The organism is Streptomyces sp. NPDC002926, assembly GCF_053591755.1.
This window is the reverse complement of the sequence record NZ_JBSFUK010000019.1, coordinates 1-18,262: the sequence shown is the minus strand read 5'-3', so window position 1 is coordinate 18,262 and position 18,262 is coordinate 1. Positions and strand designations below refer to the sequence as shown.

The window sequence follows — 18,262 nt, the reverse complement described above, 5'->3', positions numbered from 1 at the left end:
GACGGTGGTGACAGGCCTCAGTAGGCGCCGTTCACATTGTCGATGGAGCCGTACTTGTCGGCGGCGTAGTTGCACGCGGCGGTGATGTTGGCGACCGGGTCGTAGCTGTCCATCGACGTGCCGGGCACGTGGTACGCGAGGAACGTCGGCGCAATGACCTGCAGGAGCCCCTTGGACGGTGTTCCCGCCACGGCGTTGGAGTCCCAGTTGTTGATGGCCCGCGGGTTGCCCGAGGACTCGCGCATGATGTTCCGGTGGATGCCGTCGTACGAGCCGGGGATGCCGTGCTTGGCCATGACGGCGAGTGACTCCCGGATCCAGCCGTCGAGGTTGTTCGCATAGGTCGCGGGCTTCGTGGCGGTGGTGGCGCCCTTGGTGGCCAGCGTGCTCCTCTGCACGGAGCGGCTGGCCCGATCCTCCGGGGAAGACGTGTTGGGGGTCACCTTGGCCTTTTTGCCGACCGACAGCTGGAGACCCGAGTGAATCAGCGAAGGGTTGCTGCCGATTGCCCTCCGGTTGTCCTTGTACAGCTGCATCCAGCCGCCGCTCAGGGAGTGCGCCCGAGCGATCTTGGCAAGGGAGTCACCCACGACGACGGAATAGGTGGTGGGCAGGGCCTTCTTCGCGGCGACGTGCGTGGTGCCCGCGGCGGCCGGGGCCACAGCCTTTGCGGCTGTGACGGGATGTGCCGTCGGCTGGGCCGCGCCGGCAGTGGTCGCGCCGATCACCGGCAGGACGAGTGCGGCACCGCCCGCACCCGCGGCGACGAAGCCCCGGGTGATCGGGCTGGACTTGGGACGACGGTGCTTACCCTTTGCGGGCATGATGAGTTCCTCTCCGTCGCCTGCGAGGTGAGCTGTCGGGTTCGGGCTGGAGATGCCCGGCCGCGGTAGGAATGCGACTTGACCCCGAGCCGTTCCGGATTCCGGATCGGCGGCTTACCTGGGTCCCCCGCTCCTGCCGTAAGTGAGTGGGTGGTTTGCCGGGCGGCGGCAGGATTCGGCGTTCCGTCCGGATTGCGGCGACCGTAAGCGAAAAGCGCTGGATTGAACAAGCCCTGAATTCACCACTGCAATCCGCGCGGCGGAATCAGCCGCGGAAAATCACGCGATCCACCGAGGACGGGAAACTCAACTCGCTTCTATGGAAAGGGACTGGGCCGGATCGGCGCCCTTCGCGCACTGTCGAGGACGTGACCCATATCACGGGTTTCGATGCGGGATGGCCGGCCCTGCGCCGCCGCGAAAATGCACGACAAGTCGCATGTTTTCCTGCAATATGGACGTCGAGAGCAATGCCGAGTAAACGTTCATTCCGGACATGCATGGGCGGAGTTGTCCTCGAAGATGAGCATTTAGTCCCCACATTCGCGCTATAAATGCATTAGCGCCCTCTATGGGTAGATTCTGTCCGTTTGGGTAGTAATTGGGGGTCGCCTCTCCGCCTGGCTGTCCTGTGGCGACGTGCCCCCCGAGACCGGTAGGCGACCACCGCTGCCCGCACGGCGTACGCGCCCGGGTGGCGCAGGTGTGCCGGGGCCCTGCCGCCGGGTCCCGGCGGCAGGGCGGGTGTCGAACGGCTCCAGCGCTCGGCGGGCACGGGCGTGCGGCACTCGGCGAGCACAGAGGCTTCGACGGCCCTCGGTCTGTGCCGGGGCGGAGACCCGTGACCTGTCGAACGACGGCCCCGTCCTGGACATCAGCCTCATGGCCGCCGCGATTCCCACGCCACCGGGCAGCCGTCGAAACGGAGCGCTGGACGGCTACTCCGTCATGGCGAGCGGCACCCAGGCTGCCGACGACGACCAGCGGCACGGCGAACCCGAACCTTCGATCACCTGCTGGTGATCGTGCCCCCGACCGCCCCGCTTCAGTGTCGCTTCGGCAGCAACAGCTTCGTCAGTTCCCTCTGGGCATCGGTCACTGGGCCACTGGTGCTCGGCGCAGGAGTGCCCGTGGGTGAGGTGCTCACACTGCCGGAAGGACTTGCGGAAGGAGTCGGCGTCGGCGAGGCCGAGTGGCTGGGGCGGCCACTGGAGGGGCGGGGGGTCGGCCTGGCCCTCACGGGCGGCCTGGTGGTGGCTGTGGGAGTCGTGGATGCCGCTGATTCCCGGTGAGTGGCCGTCGCGCTGGGGCGCCGAGGCGTACCACTGCTCCGGTCCCGGACACTCCCTCGGGCCGGGTGCGTGGCCGGCCGTTCCGGCGTGGCTTTCGGTGATTTGGTGACGTGGGGCTCGGGCTCGGGCTCGTCGGGGGATACCCGTTCCGGGCCCGGCGCTGCTCCTGGGGCACCGGCGGAGTGCTCGGGCAGCAGCGATACGGCGGCCAGACCGCCGAGCATGGCGAAGGCGGCCGCGGCAAGAGTCCGCCCGCCGTACTTCTTCAATCGCTGCGGATGGCGCCCCCGGGCTGCGGGCACATCTGCCGAGGGAGCGGGGGACCAGAGAGGCTCGGGGGACTCGAACGAGCCCGGTCCCTCGCTGAACAGGATCTCCGGCACCATCGTGTCGACTGTCGGAGCACCACCGCCGCTCCGATCGCTCGGCGGTGCTGTTGCGGAGTCGTATGCGCCGCACTCCGGGCACGTCACGGCGCCGTTGAGGACGCGGCGGCAGGGGAGGCAGTAGTCCATGATCTCGCCCCTTAGTGCGTGAGTTGCTGGAAGGAGCCGTGGCCGGCCGGCCAGGCTGGGCAGCAGCCGGCCGCCGGAAGGCGGCGCTCGGTGACTTTCCGAAGCATCCTTGGCATGCGCGAACCTCACTCACTCACCGGTCTGCAGGTGTTTCACCGGTTACCGAGGTCAACGGGCTTGAGCGAATCAGTGTTCAAAAGGCGGTTGAAACGTGGCGCACGCAACTCCATCGGAGGTTGTAGCTGGTCGCACGGGCGCCCCACTCGGCGTCCGAGCCGGCAATCAGGGCTGACTCCGAGTCAACCGCGCTCATTGTCATGGGGTGTTACGAGCCATCTGCCTGTTCCCCGGGTGCTGTTCCAGCAGCATGCTCGACCATTTCACGATGCACAGCCGCTCCTTCCACGGCGCCGCATACGCGCCGGTCGCCCGGTCGACGCACTTGCCCTCGGTGCCCAGCTGTCCACTTTCGGATCCCCGCACGGGCGGTAAGCGCCCGCGACGAATCACTTGTTCGCAAGTCGGGAAGAGATGGGCAACTATTCCTACTTCTTGGTCGATTTCGGTCAGGCATGATCACATACTGACATGTGCGCATAGCCTATCCGGCAAACCGCTAACATGATGATTTGTATGAAGTAGCTGGATTGCATCGTTGATTGGGGGTTTCGTGGCGCGAGCGGGGCTGGCCGTCACCAGGGCGCACTATGAAACTTTCCCGTTCGTATCGGGGGGCGAACCTCGGATCCGTCACTGGGCACGCCGGCTGAGGAAACCGTTGCCGAACGGGCTGCTGGCCGGCCGCACAGTTCTCGACCTCGGCTGCGGATCAGGTGAGATCACGCACGGTCTTCTCCGGCGCGGAGCGCAAGTTGTCGGTGTCGATCTGACCAGCGCTGCCACGCGGGCCACGCGATCGCTCAACCCGGCGGCCGCTGTCGTCCAGGCGAATGCGCTCCGTCTTCCGTTCGCCACCGCCGCGTTCGACCTGAGCGTCTCCATCGGTGTGCTGCACCACACCCCGGATGCGCGTTCCGGCCTTGCCGAAATGGTTCGTGTCACCCGGCCGGGTGGGCGCGTCGTCATCATGTTGTACAGCCGGTGGACGCCGTACCACCTCGTTTACACGGCGACAGCGCCATTGCGCCGTGTGGTCCCGGTGACGGCCCTGAATCGTCTGCCGAAGTGGATTCTGGCTGTGGTGCGGCTTGCTGTCGCGGCACAAGGGCGCACCAGACTGCCGAACGAACAACTACGGCGGCTTCTGGCGGACCAATTGTGGACGCCTTGCGTCACGTTCCACAGTTTGCGGGAGATCCATGAGTGGGCACGTGTTCTCCAGGCCCGTGTTGTCTGGCGCAAGGGGCTTTTGTGCCACGCCAATCTCGTGGCGCTCGAATGCTGATGAAGGCCCGTCAGGGCTGGGCTGACTGTCCGGCCATGACGGCAAAACAAAAGGAAGGGTCGATCACATGAACAGCGGGGCGACGGTCGAAATCAACACCTGTGAAAAAGTCAGTGCCGAGATCGAAAGGGTAGCCCGCACGGCCGAACAGCCCCCAGAACTCGACGACATCCGGCGGCGGCTTCCACAGGCGAACGGGGACCAGGACACTTGGTAGAAGAGAGCGGAACCCTCTCAAGGCTTCCTGTGGCTATTGTGCAGGAATGCGAGAAGTATCCCTTCTCTGTGGTCGCGAGTCGGGCGCGCGACCGGTTGACCGCTGCGGTGCCGGCTCTGTCCACGCGCATCCTGGGCTTGCCGGTCACTGTTTTCGGTCTGGGCAGTGGGTTCTTCTATCTCACCGCGGCCCAGGGGCGTGCGTGGGGTATGCGGGAAGAGCACATTGCCGAGGTACTCACGGTGCAGGCGTTGGGGCATTGCCATTTCGCGTTTCATGATCTCGTCATAGACGAGGGCGCGGCTCCTGCCGAAATGTGTCTCGTGTCGGACGCATGCCTGTGGGAGTACCTTGAGGGGGTCTCCGCCCTGGCCGTCAGGGATTCAAGACGGTTTCACGCGCTGCACTGGCACTATTACAACTTGTATGCGGCTGCCATTGAACGCGATATGGCCCACCGGGACAGGCTGTTCGCCTACGCCCCGCAGGACATCATGGGTCTGGGCGACAAAGCAGGCCCCGGAGCCACGGTGATCCATCTCGCTGCGGAACTCGCGGGTCGTAGCAGTTGTGACGAGCGCCCCGCTTCCGCTCTGCTCCGCTTGTGTACGGGACTGCAACTGGTCGACGACCTCAATGATTCCGGGCTCGACGCGGCTGTCAACAACCGGACATGGCCTGTGACATCGGCCCTGCTCGCGTATCCGCACGTGGACATGACCGACAGGGGCATGATCGAGGCCGCCGTTGTCGGCTCCGGAGCCGCCGAGGGATGCCTGCGACTGGCCCTGGAAGCGTTCTCCGACGCACGGGCGCTCGCCCTGGAAGCCGAGGCGACAGTGATCGCCGACCTCGCAGAGAGCTGGAAGGGCAGGACAGCAGAGCGCCTGCAACAGCTCGAGACCGCACTGGGGGTGGCTTGACCGGCTCGGTGGTGCGGTGGGCAGGCCCGGGGGAGATCCGAAGCACAGCGGTGCTTCTCAGCCGTGCTTTCCCCGGTCTGCAGTGGAGACACCTGGTCAAGGCGGCTGCTGTTCCCCATCTGGTGGTACCAGGCCAACCGGTCACCCTCGGGGTCGTCCCGGACGACGGCTTACGGCGCTACCGGAGGCGAGTTGCCGACTGCTTGCTGAACATCGCCTGGATGATGGCTGCCTGTCTGATTCCGGGCCATATCAGTCGGTTGCCGTGGGGACTGCGACCAAGCAGGAACCTCCGATGGCGCCTGGTCAACCTGACACGTGACGCCGACTGTCCCCAGGCATCGCCTCTGACCCTGCCGCTGTGCCGAACGGCCCTCGCCCTCGCGGACTCGGCGGGAATGGAACTGGAAGCCGCCGTTGCCTCGGACTGTCCGCGCCTGGCCCGGGCGTACCGACGATACGGATTCGCGGATGTGTCCGCCTCCGGCACTCAGCTCATCCTGCGCAGGACTTCCCGGAACACTGAGAAGGAGATTCCCCGATCGCGGCGGTGGGAGTCTGTCATCAGAACCGGCCGCGTCAGTGCCACGAGCCTGCGGGCCCGTTTCGGCGAGGTCACCGGGCCTGTTCTGGATGCTGGATCCGGGGACTCGACCTTGACGAGCGACCTGCTCAGCAAGGGTGTCGACGCGGTCGCCCTCGACCCCCAATTCGCGATACGCGCGCCGAAGCCGACGCACCAGCATGCCGTCGCAGGCGTCATGGAACAGTTGCCGTTTGCGACGGGCGTTTTCGCGACCGTGCACGCCTCCTACAGCCTCCAGCACTCCTCGAACCCCGACCGTGCGCTTCGAGAGCTCCTACGAGTCGCCGGCAGGGACGGGGTGGTGCTCATTCACCCGGTCTGGGGGCCGGCGCGACTGCGACGTGCGGTTCAGGCGCTGCCGGGCGTCACGGTGTTTCCGGGCCGGATGATTCCGCCTGGAAGGCAGCGTCCCAGTGTCCGCATCGCATGCGCCCGGTTCGACAGGGAGGCCGACCGCACGATGTTGATCCGTGCTCTCCGGCCCAGCGGATTCGTGGTGGCCATGGGCACACTGGCGATGCGGTTGACGATCCGGCTGCGGAAGACGACGTCGGTCGGCCCGGGGGCGGCGAGGTGATCTCGACCCTCGCTGGTCTGGCGAACCTGCTGCGGATGCACACCGCTGGGTTCGAAGGGCTGGTGTTCACCATCGGTCCATTGCTCACCAACCGGTCCGCCACCGCCGGCGACCTGGTGTGCCTGTGGTGGATCGGAGTCGTGGTCAACGGCTATATCTTCGCCCTCAATGACCTGGTCGACCTGCCGCACGACCGCAGGAATCCGGCCCGCACCCGTAGTCCGCTGGTCACCGGCGGCATATCCGAGCGGACTGCGCTCAGCGCGGCGATCGTTCTGCCGCTTGCCGCAATAGGTACGGCAGTTGCCGCCGGATGGCAGCGTGCTGCGGCTGTCTTGTTTGTTGCGCTGCTCGCGATGGCAGCCGTCGTCAACGTCTACCAAAAGGTCACCCGCCATCCGGTGCTCATGGACCTCGCGTATGCGACGACGATGGCGGCGCCGCTGCCGATAACGGCTCAGGCATACGAGCACGAGGTAACACCACTGGTGTGGTGTGCCACTTCGTCTCTGTTCTTCCTCGCGCTGCAGCTGAACAGCGTCGCCGGAAACCTGAAGGACCTGGCCTCTGACCGGTCCACCGGGTTTCGGACTGTGGCGATCGTGCTCGGCGCCGCGGTGGAATCGGACGGGAAACTCGTCGCCGGGCACCGCTACCGCGCCTACTGCTGGACGGTGCACGCGTTGGCGGGGTTCACCGCGACCGTCACCGTGGGGGCCGCGGTCACCCAGCACCGTGGCTGGATCGTGGTGGCTGTGGGGGTTGCCGCCACCGCGGCGCTTGCTTTCGGGACGCGTGACCTGTGGCGGCTGCTCAGCGGTGCCCGACAGCCGGCACGAAACGGCCGTGAGTGGTACTTCGCCTGCGGATTCGCTCTTTTGCTCATGGCCGTCGGGCTGAGCGCTCCGCAGAAGACGTTCTGGGCAGTGATCACTGCCCTCGCAGCATGGGAGATCGCCTTCAGGCTGTACCGGTACTGGATGCGCTCTCGGGGTGCCATCCCAGCCATAGTGAGGGGCCGATGAGCCGATCAGCACAATCGCAGTCTGCACGACACGGACCCACCGCCGTGCAGACGGCGCTGGGCAGAGCCACCCGCGCCCACTACGAGGCGTTCCCGTTCATCGAGGGAGGCGAGGAGCGTGTCCGGCTGTGGCGGAGACGACTGCGGGCTGATCTGCCCGATCAGCTCATCCGCGGGACACGCATCCTGGACGTCGGCTCCAGCATTGGGGAAGTCGCCCAAAGCCTGCGCCTACGGGGCGCGGACGTGGTGTGTGTCGACGTCACGCACACAGCCCTCGTCCGCAACCGACAACTACATCCCGGGGCGCAGACGGCTCAGGCGGATGCGCTGAAGTTGCCATTCGCCGACGCGACTTTCGACCATGCCATCTCCATCGGCGTTCTCCACCACACCCCCGACTGCCGACGCGGACTGGAAGAACTCGCCAGGGTCACCCGTCCCGGCGGAACACTGCTCGTCCTGCTGTACGACCGCGGTACGCCCTATCACGCCGCATATCTGGCCACGGAAGGTCTGCGCAGGCACGTGCCTGTCGACCGGCTCCGCAAGACTGCCGGGCAGATGGCTGGCACCCTTCCGGTTCGCAGCAAGGCTGCTGACTCGTCAGCGCCTCAGCGACGAACAGGTGCGCCGCCTGGTGGCTGACCAGTTCTGGACCCCGCAGGCCACGTTCCACTCCCCGAAACAGATGCAGCGGTGGGCAAGTGCCTGCGGTCTGACGGTGACGCGGGTACGGCGCGTACACCTGTACTCCAGTTTCTACGTCCTGCAACGGACCGGGGGCTGACCCCGGACAAGTCGTCATCAGTTACTCACCGGGGCGCCGCGTGCCCAGCTGGTCCGGGGAAGAAACAGGGGGCTGCTCAGCCCCCCGAGCGGGCGCTTCCCCCGCCCTCTTCGAGCTGCCCCCCGATGCGGCGAGGATGCGGTGTACGGAGAGACCGCATGCGGTTACGGCTGCTGCCGACGCGATCAGCGTAGTCACGACCGTGTTCTCTTCGACGAATGACAGCATTCGCGTGGAGAGCGGCAGGAGCTGTTGTCCTGTGTAAGCAAATGCGGTCGTTGACGTCAGGGCGCCTACCGCCAGTGCGATGACGACCCGCATTCGCGACGTCGATCGGGCGCCCAGCGCCAGGTCCAGCGGGCTGGACGGATGAAGCAGACTCAAGACGATCAGAAGCCGACCGGGTCGAGGGCGCTCCGCTGCCGCCAGCAACCACCTGCTGACACGGGTGCGGACCATGAACCTCTGCCCGCTCCACAGCCCCAGCTCGTAGTAGGAGAGGTGAATCAGGAACCGAACCGGCGCTGCTATGAGGATGACAGCCGCCACCTCCATCCGGGAACTGAGCAAGAGCATCACCTCCGGCTGAGGCCGGAGGACCAACAGCAGCACCGGTGCACTGGTTGCCAGAATCGACAGCGCAGCCAGCCCGACCTGGTTGGCCAGCATGAAGGCGACGACCCATATGGCGCTTTTCCAACCCCGCATGCCACCGTCCTCCGTCGCGCCGTACTCCACCTGACGGACGACGAGCCGACATATCCCCAGGCAACAGGATCTCACGTAGAGTATTTCTCTCGTCACGGAATCGAGGACCTGCTTCCGGAGCCGGTACCCGAGGCCACCTCGCCGGCGGCCGCAGACCAGGACCGTCGCGGCGCGCGGCGACCTGCTCGACCGAGCAGCGTGTGGCCGATCTCGGCATGCCCCCCAGGCGCCGTCCAACGCCCGGCCCAGTGCGGCACTGACCGCGCTTCGCTCGCAGCGAGCGCGGCCGGCACTTCGGCGGCACACTGCTGCCATGACTGTGGGGCAATCGCTTGATGTGCTGGTGGTGGGCGCCGGGCCGACGGGGCTGGCTCTCGCGGCCCAGTTGCATACCTACGGGGCGCGGTTCCGGATCGTCGACCGGCATCTGGACCGGGCCCGGGAGTCACGTGCGCTGGCCATCCAGCCCCGCACTCTGGAGGCCCTCGCCCCGTTCGGTGTGACGGACGAACTGGTCGCGCGGGGGAATCCGGCCGTACAGCTGCGGATGCATTTTCCGGGCCGCACCGTACGGCTGTCGCTGTTCGACATCGGCGTCGCCGACACCCCGTACCCCTTCCTGTTGTTTCTGTCCCAGGCCGAGACGGAGCGCGTGCTCGGCAGTCATCTGGCTGAGGCCGGTACGGCGGTCGAGCGGGGCACCGAACTGGTGGAGCTGACAGCCGAAGGCGGGCACGCTGCCTGCCGGTTGAGGCGTGGAGACGGTACCGAGGAGATCGTGAACGCCCGCTATGTCGTCGGCTGCGACGGGGCGCACAGCACGGTCCGGGACCAGGCCGGAATCGGCTTCGAGGGCTACGCCTACCCGCAGACGTTCCTGCTCGCAGACCTGGAGGTCGACGGACTGGAGAAGGGAGCCGCGCACGGGTACATGACCGAATCCGGGATGCTGTTCTTCTTCCCGCTCGGCTCACCGGCGAGCTGGCGGATGCTCGCGATGCGACCACCCCAACTCCCGGATACCGAAAGCCCGGTGGATCTTGGGCAGTTGCAAGCAATCGTCGACGGTTACGTCAGTGACCCGCTGCGGCTGCGGGATCCGGTATGGATGACCGACTTCCGCATTCACAACCGGGGCGCCAATGCCTACCGGGCCGGCCGCGTCTTTCTGGCCGGCGACGCAGCCCACATCCACAGCCCCGCTGGAGCCCAGGGCATGAACACCGGCATCCAGGATTCGCTCAATCTCGGCTGGAAGCTCGCCCTCGTCTGCCGGGGCATGGCGCCGACGGCCCTGTTGGACACATACGAGAGCGAGCGTGCCCCGGTCGGCCGGAACGTGCTGCGCTTCACCAACCGCGCATTCACCGTCGCCACCAGCCGAAACCCCGTGCTGAGCCTGGCCCGCACCCGTATCGCACCCCACCTCGCACCCATGGCTCTGCGATGCACTTCCCTGCGGGCCGCCGCCTTCCGGACGCTCTCCCAGCTGGCCATCAACTACCGGCACAGCCCTGCCACGACCGAGGGTCCGCGTTCGCCCAAGCGACGCCCGCGGGCAGGTGACCGGCTCCCGGACACCGCCGGAAACCTGCACGCGATGACTGCCCGGCCCGGATACCACCTGCTCCTGTGCGGCCTGGACAACGGCTGGGACGCCGGCCGCATCGCGGCCGCCACAAAGGGTCGCGAAGACCTGGTCCACGTCCACACGCTGGGCACGAGCGGGCCCTGGCGCGGCATCACGCAGGTATTGGTCAGGCCCGACGGCTATATCGGATACCTCGCCGGAGGTACGGACCTGACCGCTCTTCTCAAGTACCTCGACCGCTGGCTGCCTCTGTCCTGAATCGAGCAGCGACACTGAGCTCGTTCTCGATGCCCAGGCGCCACGGAGGTGGGTCGAGTCGCCTCCCGGAACCATCCCCGCTCGCCAGGGGGATGGTCCGTCCGCACGAGCGTGGGCGACCACGTCCGCCACTGCCCCGAACGGCGTATGCGGCTGGGCGGCGTCGGCGTGCCGGGCCCCGGGCCGTAGGGCACCGGCCTCTAATGGAGCCGAACGGGCCGCAGAGCGTTCGAGGCGGAAGGTCTGTGCCAGGACGGAGAGCGATGCACGAGATGTCCATCGCGTTGGCTGTCGTCGGCCAGGTGGAGCAGGCGGCGGCCGAGGCAGGCGGCGTCACCGCGGTGACGTCCGTACGGCTCCAGGTCGGCGAGCTGGCCGGAGTGGTCCCCGACGCCCTCTCCTTCTGCTTCGAACTGGCCTGTGCCGGGACCGTTCTGGAAGGTGCCGAGCTGGTCGCGGAATCCGTGCCCGGCCGTGCCCGCTGCGGGCCGTGCGCGGACGAATGGGCGGTCGGCATGCCGCCGCAGCTGTGCTGTCCGGTGTGCGGAGCGGCGACCGCCGAGCTGCTCTCGGGCCGCGAACTGCAGATCGTCAGCGTGCACTGGGAGGACGGCCAGGAGCACGAACGCACCCGTGAACCCATTTCCGAGGAGTGCTGAAGCATGTGCCGAGTGGTCGATCTGCAACAGGCGGTCCTCGCCAAGAACGACGCGACCGCGCACACGCTGCGCGCCGAACTTTCCGCACGTGGCACCACGGTCGTCAATCTGCTGTCCAGCCCCGGCAGTGGGAAGACGGCTCTGCTGGAGGGCGAACTGCTGCTGGCACGGCAGCGGGGAGTACGCGTCGCGGCCCTGACCGCCGACCTCGCCACCGAGAACGACGCCGTGCGCCTGGCCCGTTCGGGAGTCCCCGTCAAGCAAGTGCTGACCGACGGTCTGTGCCACCTGGAGGCCGGGATGCTGGGCCGGCATCTGGAGGGATGGCTTCCCGATGACACCCGGCTGCTGTTCGTGGAGAACGTCGGCAACCTGGTCTGTCCGGCTTCGTACGACCTTGGTGAGTCCTTGCGGGTCGTGCTCGCGTCCGTGACGGAGGGGGAGGACAAGCCGCTGAAGTACCCCACCGCCTTCGGTCTGGCGCACTTGGTGCTGGTGACCAAGACCGATATCGCGGAGGCGGTCGAGTTCGACGAGGCGGCGTTCCTGGCGAATGTCGCGCAGGTCAATCCGGGGGTGGAGGTGCTGCTGACGTCCGCGCGGCGGGGTATCGGCGTCGGCACGCTGCTGGACCGGGTGACGGCGGTGGCCGACGGCGGGCCGGTCCATGCGCCTGTGATGGCCCGTCAGGAGCATCTCCATGACCACGAACACGGTACGCATACCCATACGGCGGCCTCAGGCGCCATGGCGCAGTCCGGCTCGTGAGTGGTTCGCGGCCGGCCGCCGCCGTCGCCGAGGAGGCGGTGCAGCGCAGACGGGTCACCGTCCGGGGCGTGGTCCAGGGCGTCGGGTTCCGGCCGTTCCTGTACACACTCGCCACCGGACTCGACCTGGTCGGCCATGTGACCAACACCGGTGAGGGCGTTGTCGCGGAAGTCGAAGGGCCGCCCGCTGACCTCGTTCTGTTCTGCGACCGCATCTCCGCGGACGCGCCGCCTCTCGCGCATGTGGAGTCCGTAGACCATCAGGAGGTCCCCACCACCGGGGGTGAGGGGTTCACCATCGCCGCCTCCACGGCGGGCGGACCCGCGCGCACCCTGGTCTCGCCGGACATGGCGACCTGCGCCGCCTGCCTCTCCGAACTGGCCGATCCGGCCGACCGGCGCCACCGACACCCCTTCATCACCTGCACCCATTGCGGCCCCCGCTTCACGATCGTCCGCGGCCTTCCGTACGACCGGGAACACACGACGATGGCCGGCTTCCCGATGTGCGCCGACTGCGCCCGGGAGTACGTCGATCCGGCCGACCGCCGCTTTCACGCGCAGCCGATCGCCTGCCACGCCTGCGGCCCCCGCCTGCGTCTGCTCGTGACGAAAACGGATACGGAGGGCTCGCCTCGGCCCGTATCCGCCAGGGACCCCATCGCCGGGGCCCGCAGGCTGCTGTCCCACGGCGCGATCCTCGCCGTGAAGGGCGTCGGCGGCTACCACCTCGCCTGCGACGCCTCCAACTCCCGGGCCGTGGCCACGTTGCGCCGCCGCAAGGCCCGCGGGAACAAGCCGTTCGCCCTGATGGCCAGGAGCCTCGCCGACATCGAGCACCTGGTGCACCTGGGCCCCGAGGAGCGGAGCCTTCTGACGGGCGGCGTCAGACCCATCGTCCTGCTGCGCCGCCGGAACGATCCTGTGCCGCCCGGGCTGCCGAGGCCCTCGGAGGAGGTCGCCCCCGGCAGTCCCGATCTCGGCGTGATGCTGGCCTACACCCCTCTGCACCATCTGCTCCTCGGCCTGCCCGGTGATGCCGACGGGCCACGCCTGCTCGTGATGACCAGCGGGAATGTGGCGGGGGAGCCGATCGTCACCGCGGACACCGACGCACTGACCCGGTTGGCGCACCTGGCCGATGCCTGGCTGACGCACGACCGCGGGATCCATGTTCCGTGCGACGACTCCGTGGTGCGTGTGTGCGACGGGGAGCTGCTGACGCTCCGCCGCGCCCGTGGCTATGCCCCGCTGCCGGTCGTACTGCCCGTCCCCGTGCCGGCGGCCCTCGCCGTCGGGGGCGACCTCAAGAACGCGTTCTGTCTCGCGGAAGGGCGCAGGGCCTGGCTGTCGGCGCACATCGGCGACATGGACGACCTCGCCACACAGCGGGCGTTCGAGCGCGCCGAAACCCAGCTGGAGTCGATCGCCGGGGTGAACCCCGGGCTGCTGGCGGCCGACCGGCATCCCGGTTACCGCTCCGGGCAGTGGGCCACCCGGCACGCGGCGGGCCGGCCGGTCGTGCGGGTCCAGCACCATCACGCCCACGTCGCCGCCGCGATGGCGGAGCACGGACTCGACGGGAGCCGCCCCGTGATCGGGGTCGCGTTCGACGGCACCGGCTACGGTGACGACGGGGCGGTGTGGGGCGGGGAGTTCCTGCTGGCGGACTACGACGGGTTCAGCCGCCTCGGACACCTCGCCTATGTCTCCCAGCCGGGCGGGGACGCCGCGGTGCGCCGACCGTACCGAATGGCACTCGCGCATCTGCGCGCAGCCGGCATTGCCTGGTCCGAGGACCTTCCCTGCACTGCCGCCTGTCCGCCCGACGAACTCCGTGTGCTGGAGCACCAGTTGGAGCGCAGTCTGAACTGCGTGCCCACGTCCAGTATGGGGCGGCTGTTCGATTCCGTGTCCTCACTCGTGGGCGTCTGCCATCGGTCCGGATACGAAGCCCAGGCAGCCGTCGAGCTGGAGGCGGCCGCCCTGACGGCCGCGGCCGGGGACGTTGTCGGCTACGCGTTCGCAGTGCGGCCACGGGGCGATGGCCGGGCCGCGGTGACCGCTGACCCCGCGCCCGTTCTGGCAGCCGTCGTCGACGACGTACGGGCAGGCGCATCCGTGGCCCTCGTCGCCGCGCGTTTCCACCGGGCCGTCGCCGATCTCGTACACACGATCTGCGTCCTGGCGCGAGAGGAACACGGGCTGGACACCGTGACCCTGACCGGCGGTGTGTTCGCCAACGTTGTGCTCTCCTCGGCGTGCGCACTCTCGCTTAGCGAGGACGGTTTCACCGTCCTGCGCCACCGCCAGGTTCCGCCGAACGACGGGGGGCTTGCGCTCGGTCAACTGATGGTGGCCGCACATGCCGCCGTGGCCCTGCGCGGAGGCGGCGACTGACGACGTGCCCCGGGAAGACCGGGCTACGGAACATCCACAGCGAGGAGAAGCGCATGTGCCTGGCGGTACCCGGGAGAGTACTGGACATCGAGGAACGCGACGGCACCCGTATGGCCAGCGTTGATTTCGGCGGCGTCGTCAAGGAGGTGTGCCTGGAGTATCTGCCGGACCTCCAGGTCGGCGAGTACGCCATCGTTCATGTGGGGTTCGCCCTGCAGCGCCTGGACGAGGCGTCGGCCAAGCAGACACTCGAGCTCTTCGCCACGCTCGGGATGCTTCAGGAGGAGTTCGGCGATCCGTGGGAGTCGGCGGCGGAGGCCGGCGGGTCCCCGTTGCCCGCCGCCGGCATCGACACACCCCAGGAGGCACAGAAGTGAAGTACATCGACGAGTTCCAGGACCCGGATCTGGCGCGTCGCCTGCTCGATGACATCCACTCCACCGTGACCAGGCCGTGGGCACTGATGGAGGTCTGCGGGGGGCAGACGCACACGATCATCCGGCACGGCATCGATCAGTTGCTCCCTGAGCAGGTGGAATTGATCCACGGACCCGGCTGTCCCGTATGTGTCACCCCGCTTGAAGTCATCGACAAGGCTCTGGAGATCGCCTCCCGCCCCGAGGTGATCTTCTGCTCCTTCGGTGACATGCTCCGCGTGCCCGGCACCGGCCGTGACCTGTTCCAGGTCCGCAGCGAAGGCGGCGATGTACGAGTCGTCTACTCGCCGCTCGATGCCCTGAGGATCGCTCAGCAGAACCCGGACCGCGAAGTGGTGTTCTTCGGTATCGGATTCGAGACGACCGCGCCGCCCAACGCCATGACGGTGTATCAGGCGCGCAAGCTCGGCATCCAGAACTTCAGCTTGCTGGTCTCCCATGTCAGGGTGCCCCCGGCGATCGAGGCGATCATGCAGTCCCCGCGCTGCCGGGTTCAGGCCTTCCTCGCGGCCGGGCATGTGTGCAGTGTGATGGGCGTCGCCGAGTATCCGGAGCTGGCAGAGCGGTTCCGTGTCCCGATCGTCGTGACCGGATTCGAACCGCTGGACATCCTTGAGGGGGTACGCAGGACCGTACTGCAGCTGGAACGCGGTGAGCACACCGTCGACAACGCCTACCCGCGTGCGGTCCGTCCCGAGGGAAACCCCGCCGCCCAGGCCATGCTGGCGGATGTTTTCGAGGTCACCGACCGCGCCTGGCGCGGTATCGGAACGATCCCCGGCAGCGGCTGGCGGCTGTCCTCGCGGTACCGGGACTACGACGCCGAGCACCGCTTCTCGGTCACCGGCATCCAGACCAGGGAACCGGCGGAGTGCCGCAGCGGCGAGGTTCTGCAGGGCCTGCTGAAGCCTCATGAGTGCGAGGCCTTCGGGACGTTGTGCACGCCCCGGACGCCGCTCGGCGCCACCATGGTCTCCAGTGAGGGCGCGTGTGCCGCGTACTACCTCTACCGGCGGCTGGACATCACGAACGCATCGCTGGAGGCGAGCACCGTTGTCTGAGACCACAGAAGCGCTCCCGACGGGTACGCCGTTGAACGGCTCATCACGGACTGCCGAGCCACAGCTGCCGGATCCCACGTCGTGGACCTGCCCGGCCCCGCTGCGGGACCAGAGCCGGGTGGTGATGGGCCACGGCGGTGGCGGCGCGCTCTCCGCCGAGCTCGTCCAGCATATTTTCGCGCCGGCCTTCGGGGGAGAGGTACTCGGACAGCTGGGCGATTCCGCGGCGCTCTCGCTCGGCGGAGTCCGGCTGGCCTTCTCCACGGACTCCTTCGTGGTCCGGCCGCTGTTCTTCCCCGGCGGCAGTATCGGGGATCTGGCCGTCAACGGCACCGTCAACGACCTTGCCATGAGCGGCGCCCGAGCCGCCTATCTCTCCTGCGGATTCATCCTGGAGGAGGGGGTCGAGCTCTCGGTGGTCTCACGCGTGGCGGAGGCGCTGGGTTCGGCCGCGCGCACCGCCGGGGTCGAAGTGGTGACAGGTGACACCAAGGTGGTCGAAGCCGGCCACGGCGACGGGATCTTCATCAACACGTCGGGGATCGGCATCATCCCGGCAGGCGTCGATCTGCGGCCGCAGCGCGTCGTCCCCGGTGATGTGGTGATCGTCAGCGGCGCGATCGGCGTCCATGGTGTCGCGATCATGAGCGTCCGCGAGGGTCTTGAGTTCGGTGTGGAGATCGAGAGCGATTGCGCGGCGCTCGGCGGCCTGGTGGAGACGATGCTCGCCGTCACCCCGGACCTGCATGTGCTGCGCGATCCCACGCGCGGGGGTCTGGCAGCCGCCCTGAACGAGATCGCGGCCGCCTCCGGCGCCGGAGTCGTCGTCCGGGAGCGCACCATTCCCGTCCCTCCACCCGTGGCCAACGCCTGTGCCGTCCTGGGGCTGGACCCGATGTACGTCGCCAACGAGGGCAAGCTCGTGGCGTTCGTCCCGCGCGAGCACGCGGAGCAGGTCCTGGAAGCGATGCGCTCGCACCCTCTGGGCGCCGACGCGACGGTGATCGGTGAAGCTGTGGAGGCGCATCCCGGCATGGTGGTGGCGCGTACCGGACTTGGCGGTACGCGGGTGGTGGACCTGCCGATCGGGGAGCAGTTGCCACGGATCTGCTGAAGCCGTCGTCGCCTGCGCCCGGTCCCGGGGCCGGTACCTGATCGAGCAGTTCGGTGACCGCTCGGCGAATGTCCGGGCCCGCGGCGCGGATCAGTACCGCTTGCCCACGGGCAGCCTGCCGGCTCCGCCGAGGTGGGGTCCGTCGGGTACCGGGGCAGTCTGTTCTTCGAGCGAAGCCACGCGTAGATTCCAGAGGTCGGCGTTGTGATCACTGCTGGGGGCAGACGTGGACTGGGGGACGCTCCTCGCGGCGGTCAGTGGTGGCTCTCTTGCCATTTCCGGCACCGTTCTGGCTGACCATCTGCGCCATCGCCATGAAGACGACCGCGGAGTCGGGGCACGGCGGCGGGCTGTGTACATCGAGTTCATCGGAGCAGCCGGGGTGTGTCACGCGCGGTTGCGCCAGATCGCGCAAGCCCCCGGTGCCGAAGCCGGCCTGGACGCGGCCACCCGCGCGGCATTGAGCGATTCCGCGATCTATGAGGTACGGGAACGGCTGTTCATCGATGCGACCGCGGCCGTCGCCGGCGCCGGGCAGGTGATGTTCGAGCAGCTCCGTGCGCTTCAGCGCGCGGTTGCGGCAGGGGCTTCGTCGGCATCACCCGCCTTCCACGATGTCTCCCACCCTTACATCGAGGCGGTCTGGACCTACCGGGTCGCCGTGCGCAAGGAGCTTGAAGGCCAGTCCCTCAAGCCCGCGGTTTTCGGATGGGACGGGTGGGATGGCAGGGACCGGTGCCCGATATGCCAAGGCGCGGTCGCTGCCGGAGGGTGAGGGGAGCGGACGATCCGGGGCAGGGGCGCAGCCTTCAGCCGCCGCCGAACCGTCTGGGAGCCGGCGCAGTCGGTACCCGGCTCACCCTCCGCCCGGGTGAAGCGAACCGAGGCGGACCGGTTCGTCCGCGGAGAGCCGCGGCGCACCCGCGGGCACGTTGTCGACGAGGTGGTCCGGACCGCCGGTGCCAGGGATGGCCGGCACGTGCGGTCCGTGCTGCAGCGTCCATGCCGGCCGGACCCGCGCGGCCGTCGCGCCGTGCGCGCGTGCGACGGGACGGCTCAGCGCGCCATACGCATGAGAGAGGTGAAGTTCATGGGCCGCAACGGTTACGCCCAC

17 protein-coding genes, 1 pseudogene and 1 riboswitch are annotated in these 18,262 nt (G+C 68.0%); of the genes and pseudogenes, 15 read left to right on the top strand and 3 right to left on the bottom strand.

All coding sequences use genetic code 11. The annotated features are described in order from the left end of the window. Positions 1-17: 17 nt before the first annotated feature. Positions 18-824, bottom strand: a complete 807-nt coding sequence (locus ACWDZ6_RS24280; protein ID WP_451504490.1) for a transglycosylase SLT domain-containing protein — start codon at positions 822-824, stop codon at positions 18-20. Between the two features lie 2 nt (positions 825-826). Then, a riboswitch (cyclic di-AMP (ydaO/yuaA leader) is annotated at positions 827-987 on the bottom strand. A 719-nt stretch (positions 988-1,706) separates the two neighbouring features. On the opposite strand from ACWDZ6_RS24280, the gene ACWDZ6_RS24275 reads away from it, so the two are divergent. The 7 genes from ACWDZ6_RS24275 (at position 1,707) to ACWDZ6_RS24245 (ending at position 8,011) form a co-directional block, all read left to right on the top strand. Further along, positions 1,707-1,847, top strand: coding sequence for a hypothetical protein (locus ACWDZ6_RS24275; protein ID WP_451504489.1), 141 nt, complete (start codon positions 1,707-1,709; stop codon positions 1,845-1,847). Between the two features lie 107 nt (positions 1,848-1,954). Then, on the top strand, positions 1,955-2,116 hold the full coding sequence (locus ACWDZ6_RS24270) for a hypothetical protein (RefSeq protein ID WP_451504488.1): 162 nt from the start codon (positions 1,955-1,957) through the stop codon (positions 2,114-2,116). A 1,185-nt stretch (positions 2,117-3,301) separates the two neighbouring features. Then, a complete protein-coding gene (locus ACWDZ6_RS24265) occupies positions 3,302-4,036 on the top strand; it encodes a class I SAM-dependent methyltransferase (protein WP_451504487.1) in 735 nt (244 codons plus the stop codon). Between the two features lie 246 nt (positions 4,037-4,282). Further along, positions 4,283-5,176, top strand: a complete 894-nt coding sequence (locus ACWDZ6_RS24260; protein WP_451504486.1) for a hypothetical protein — start codon at positions 4,283-4,285, stop codon at positions 5,174-5,176. Between the two features lie 221 nt (positions 5,177-5,397). Beyond that, a complete protein-coding gene (locus ACWDZ6_RS24255; protein ID WP_451504554.1) occupies positions 5,398-6,339 on the top strand; it encodes a class I SAM-dependent methyltransferase in 942 nt (313 codons plus the stop codon). Then, positions 6,336-7,364 carry a UbiA family prenyltransferase gene (locus ACWDZ6_RS24250; protein ID WP_451504485.1) on the top strand — a complete coding sequence of 343 codons (1,029 nt, stop codon included), beginning with the start codon at positions 6,336-6,338 and terminating at the stop codon, positions 7,362-7,364. The genes ACWDZ6_RS24255 and ACWDZ6_RS24250 overlap by 4 nt, the downstream gene beginning before the upstream one ends. Positions 7,365-7,408: 44 nt before the next feature. Beyond that, positions 7,409-8,011: a class I SAM-dependent methyltransferase gene (locus ACWDZ6_RS24245; protein WP_451504484.1), complete on the top strand. Its 603-nt coding sequence runs from the start codon at positions 7,409-7,411 to the stop codon at positions 8,009-8,011. Between the two features lie 163 nt (positions 8,012-8,174). On the opposite strand, the gene ACWDZ6_RS24240 is transcribed toward ACWDZ6_RS24245, so the two are convergent. Then, a complete protein-coding gene (locus ACWDZ6_RS24240) occupies positions 8,175-8,891 on the bottom strand; it encodes a hypothetical protein (RefSeq protein WP_451504483.1) in 717 nt (238 codons plus the stop codon). Between the two features lie 283 nt (positions 8,892-9,174). On the opposite strand from ACWDZ6_RS24240, the gene ACWDZ6_RS24235 reads away from it, so the two are divergent. The 8 genes from ACWDZ6_RS24235 (at position 9,175) to ACWDZ6_RS24200 (ending at position 17,923) form a co-directional block, all read left to right on the top strand. Beyond that, positions 9,175-10,710, top strand: coding sequence for an FAD-dependent monooxygenase (locus ACWDZ6_RS24235; protein ID WP_451504482.1), 1,536 nt, complete (start codon positions 9,175-9,177; stop codon positions 10,708-10,710). A 263-nt stretch (positions 10,711-10,973) separates the two neighbouring features. Then, positions 10,974-11,369: a hydrogenase maturation nickel metallochaperone HypA/HybF gene (locus ACWDZ6_RS24230; protein WP_366732732.1), complete on the top strand. Its 396-nt coding sequence runs from the start codon at positions 10,974-10,976 to the stop codon at positions 11,367-11,369. A 3-nt stretch (positions 11,370-11,372) separates the two neighbouring features. Next, entirely contained in the window at positions 11,373-12,137 is a 765-nt protein-coding gene (hypB, locus tag ACWDZ6_RS24225; protein WP_451504481.1) for a hydrogenase nickel incorporation protein HypB, read from the top strand. Next, on the top strand, positions 12,134-14,536 hold the full coding sequence (hypF, locus tag ACWDZ6_RS24220) for a carbamoyltransferase HypF (RefSeq protein ID WP_451504480.1): 2,403 nt from the start codon (positions 12,134-12,136) through the stop codon (positions 14,534-14,536). Before hypB ends, hypF begins: the two co-directional genes overlap by 4 nt. Before the next feature lie 53 nt (positions 14,537-14,589). After that, positions 14,590-14,913, top strand: coding sequence for a HypC/HybG/HupF family hydrogenase formation chaperone (locus ACWDZ6_RS24215; protein WP_451504479.1), 324 nt, complete (start codon positions 14,590-14,592; stop codon positions 14,911-14,913). Beyond that, the gene (hypD, locus tag ACWDZ6_RS24210) at positions 14,910-16,034 is read left to right on the top strand and encodes a hydrogenase formation protein HypD (protein WP_366732735.1); all 1,125 of its coding nucleotides are present in this window, start codon (positions 14,910-14,912) and stop codon (positions 16,032-16,034) included. Before ACWDZ6_RS24215 ends, hypD begins: the two co-directional genes overlap by 4 nt. Before the next feature lie 31 nt (positions 16,035-16,065). Next, positions 16,066-17,148 (top strand): hydrogenase expression/formation protein HypE, encoded by a 1,083-nt coding sequence (gene hypE, locus ACWDZ6_RS24205; RefSeq protein WP_451504553.1) that lies wholly within the window; start codon positions 16,066-16,068, stop codon positions 17,146-17,148. Between the two features lie 226 nt (positions 17,149-17,374). Next, the gene (locus ACWDZ6_RS24200; RefSeq protein WP_451504478.1) at positions 17,375-17,923 is read left to right on the top strand and encodes a CchlQ; all 549 of its coding nucleotides are present in this window, start codon (positions 17,375-17,377) and stop codon (positions 17,921-17,923) included. An 81-nt stretch (positions 17,924-18,004) separates the two neighbouring features. Here ACWDZ6_RS24200 and ACWDZ6_RS24195 read toward each other — a convergent pair. Next, a pseudogene (locus tag ACWDZ6_RS24195) lies at positions 18,005-18,262 on the bottom strand (hypothetical protein); the annotation flags it as partial.

What these genes read in the sequence shown, in the direction of transcription:
- ACWDZ6_RS24280 (WP_451504490.1), bottom strand. Translation starts at nt 824, where the DNA reads ATGCCCGCAAAGGGTAAGCACCGTCGTCCCAAGTCCAGCCCGATCACC.
- ACWDZ6_RS24275 (WP_451504489.1), top strand. Translation starts at nt 1,707, where the DNA reads ATGGCCGCCGCGATTCCCACGCCACCGGGCAGCCGTCGAAACGGAGCG.
- ACWDZ6_RS24255 (WP_451504554.1), top strand. Translation starts at nt 5,398, where the DNA reads ATGATGGCTGCCTGTCTGATTCCGGGCCATATCAGTCGGTTGCCGTGG.
- ACWDZ6_RS24235 (WP_451504482.1), top strand. Translation starts at nt 9,175, where the DNA reads ATGACTGTGGGGCAATCGCTTGATGTGCTGGTGGTGGGCGCCGGGCCG.
- ACWDZ6_RS24230 (WP_366732732.1), top strand. Translation starts at nt 10,974, where the DNA reads ATGCACGAGATGTCCATCGCGTTGGCTGTCGTCGGCCAGGTGGAGCAG.
- hypB (WP_451504481.1), top strand. Translation starts at nt 11,373, where the DNA reads ATGTGCCGAGTGGTCGATCTGCAACAGGCGGTCCTCGCCAAGAACGAC.
- ACWDZ6_RS24215 (WP_451504479.1), top strand. Translation starts at nt 14,590, where the DNA reads ATGTGCCTGGCGGTACCCGGGAGAGTACTGGACATCGAGGAACGCGAC.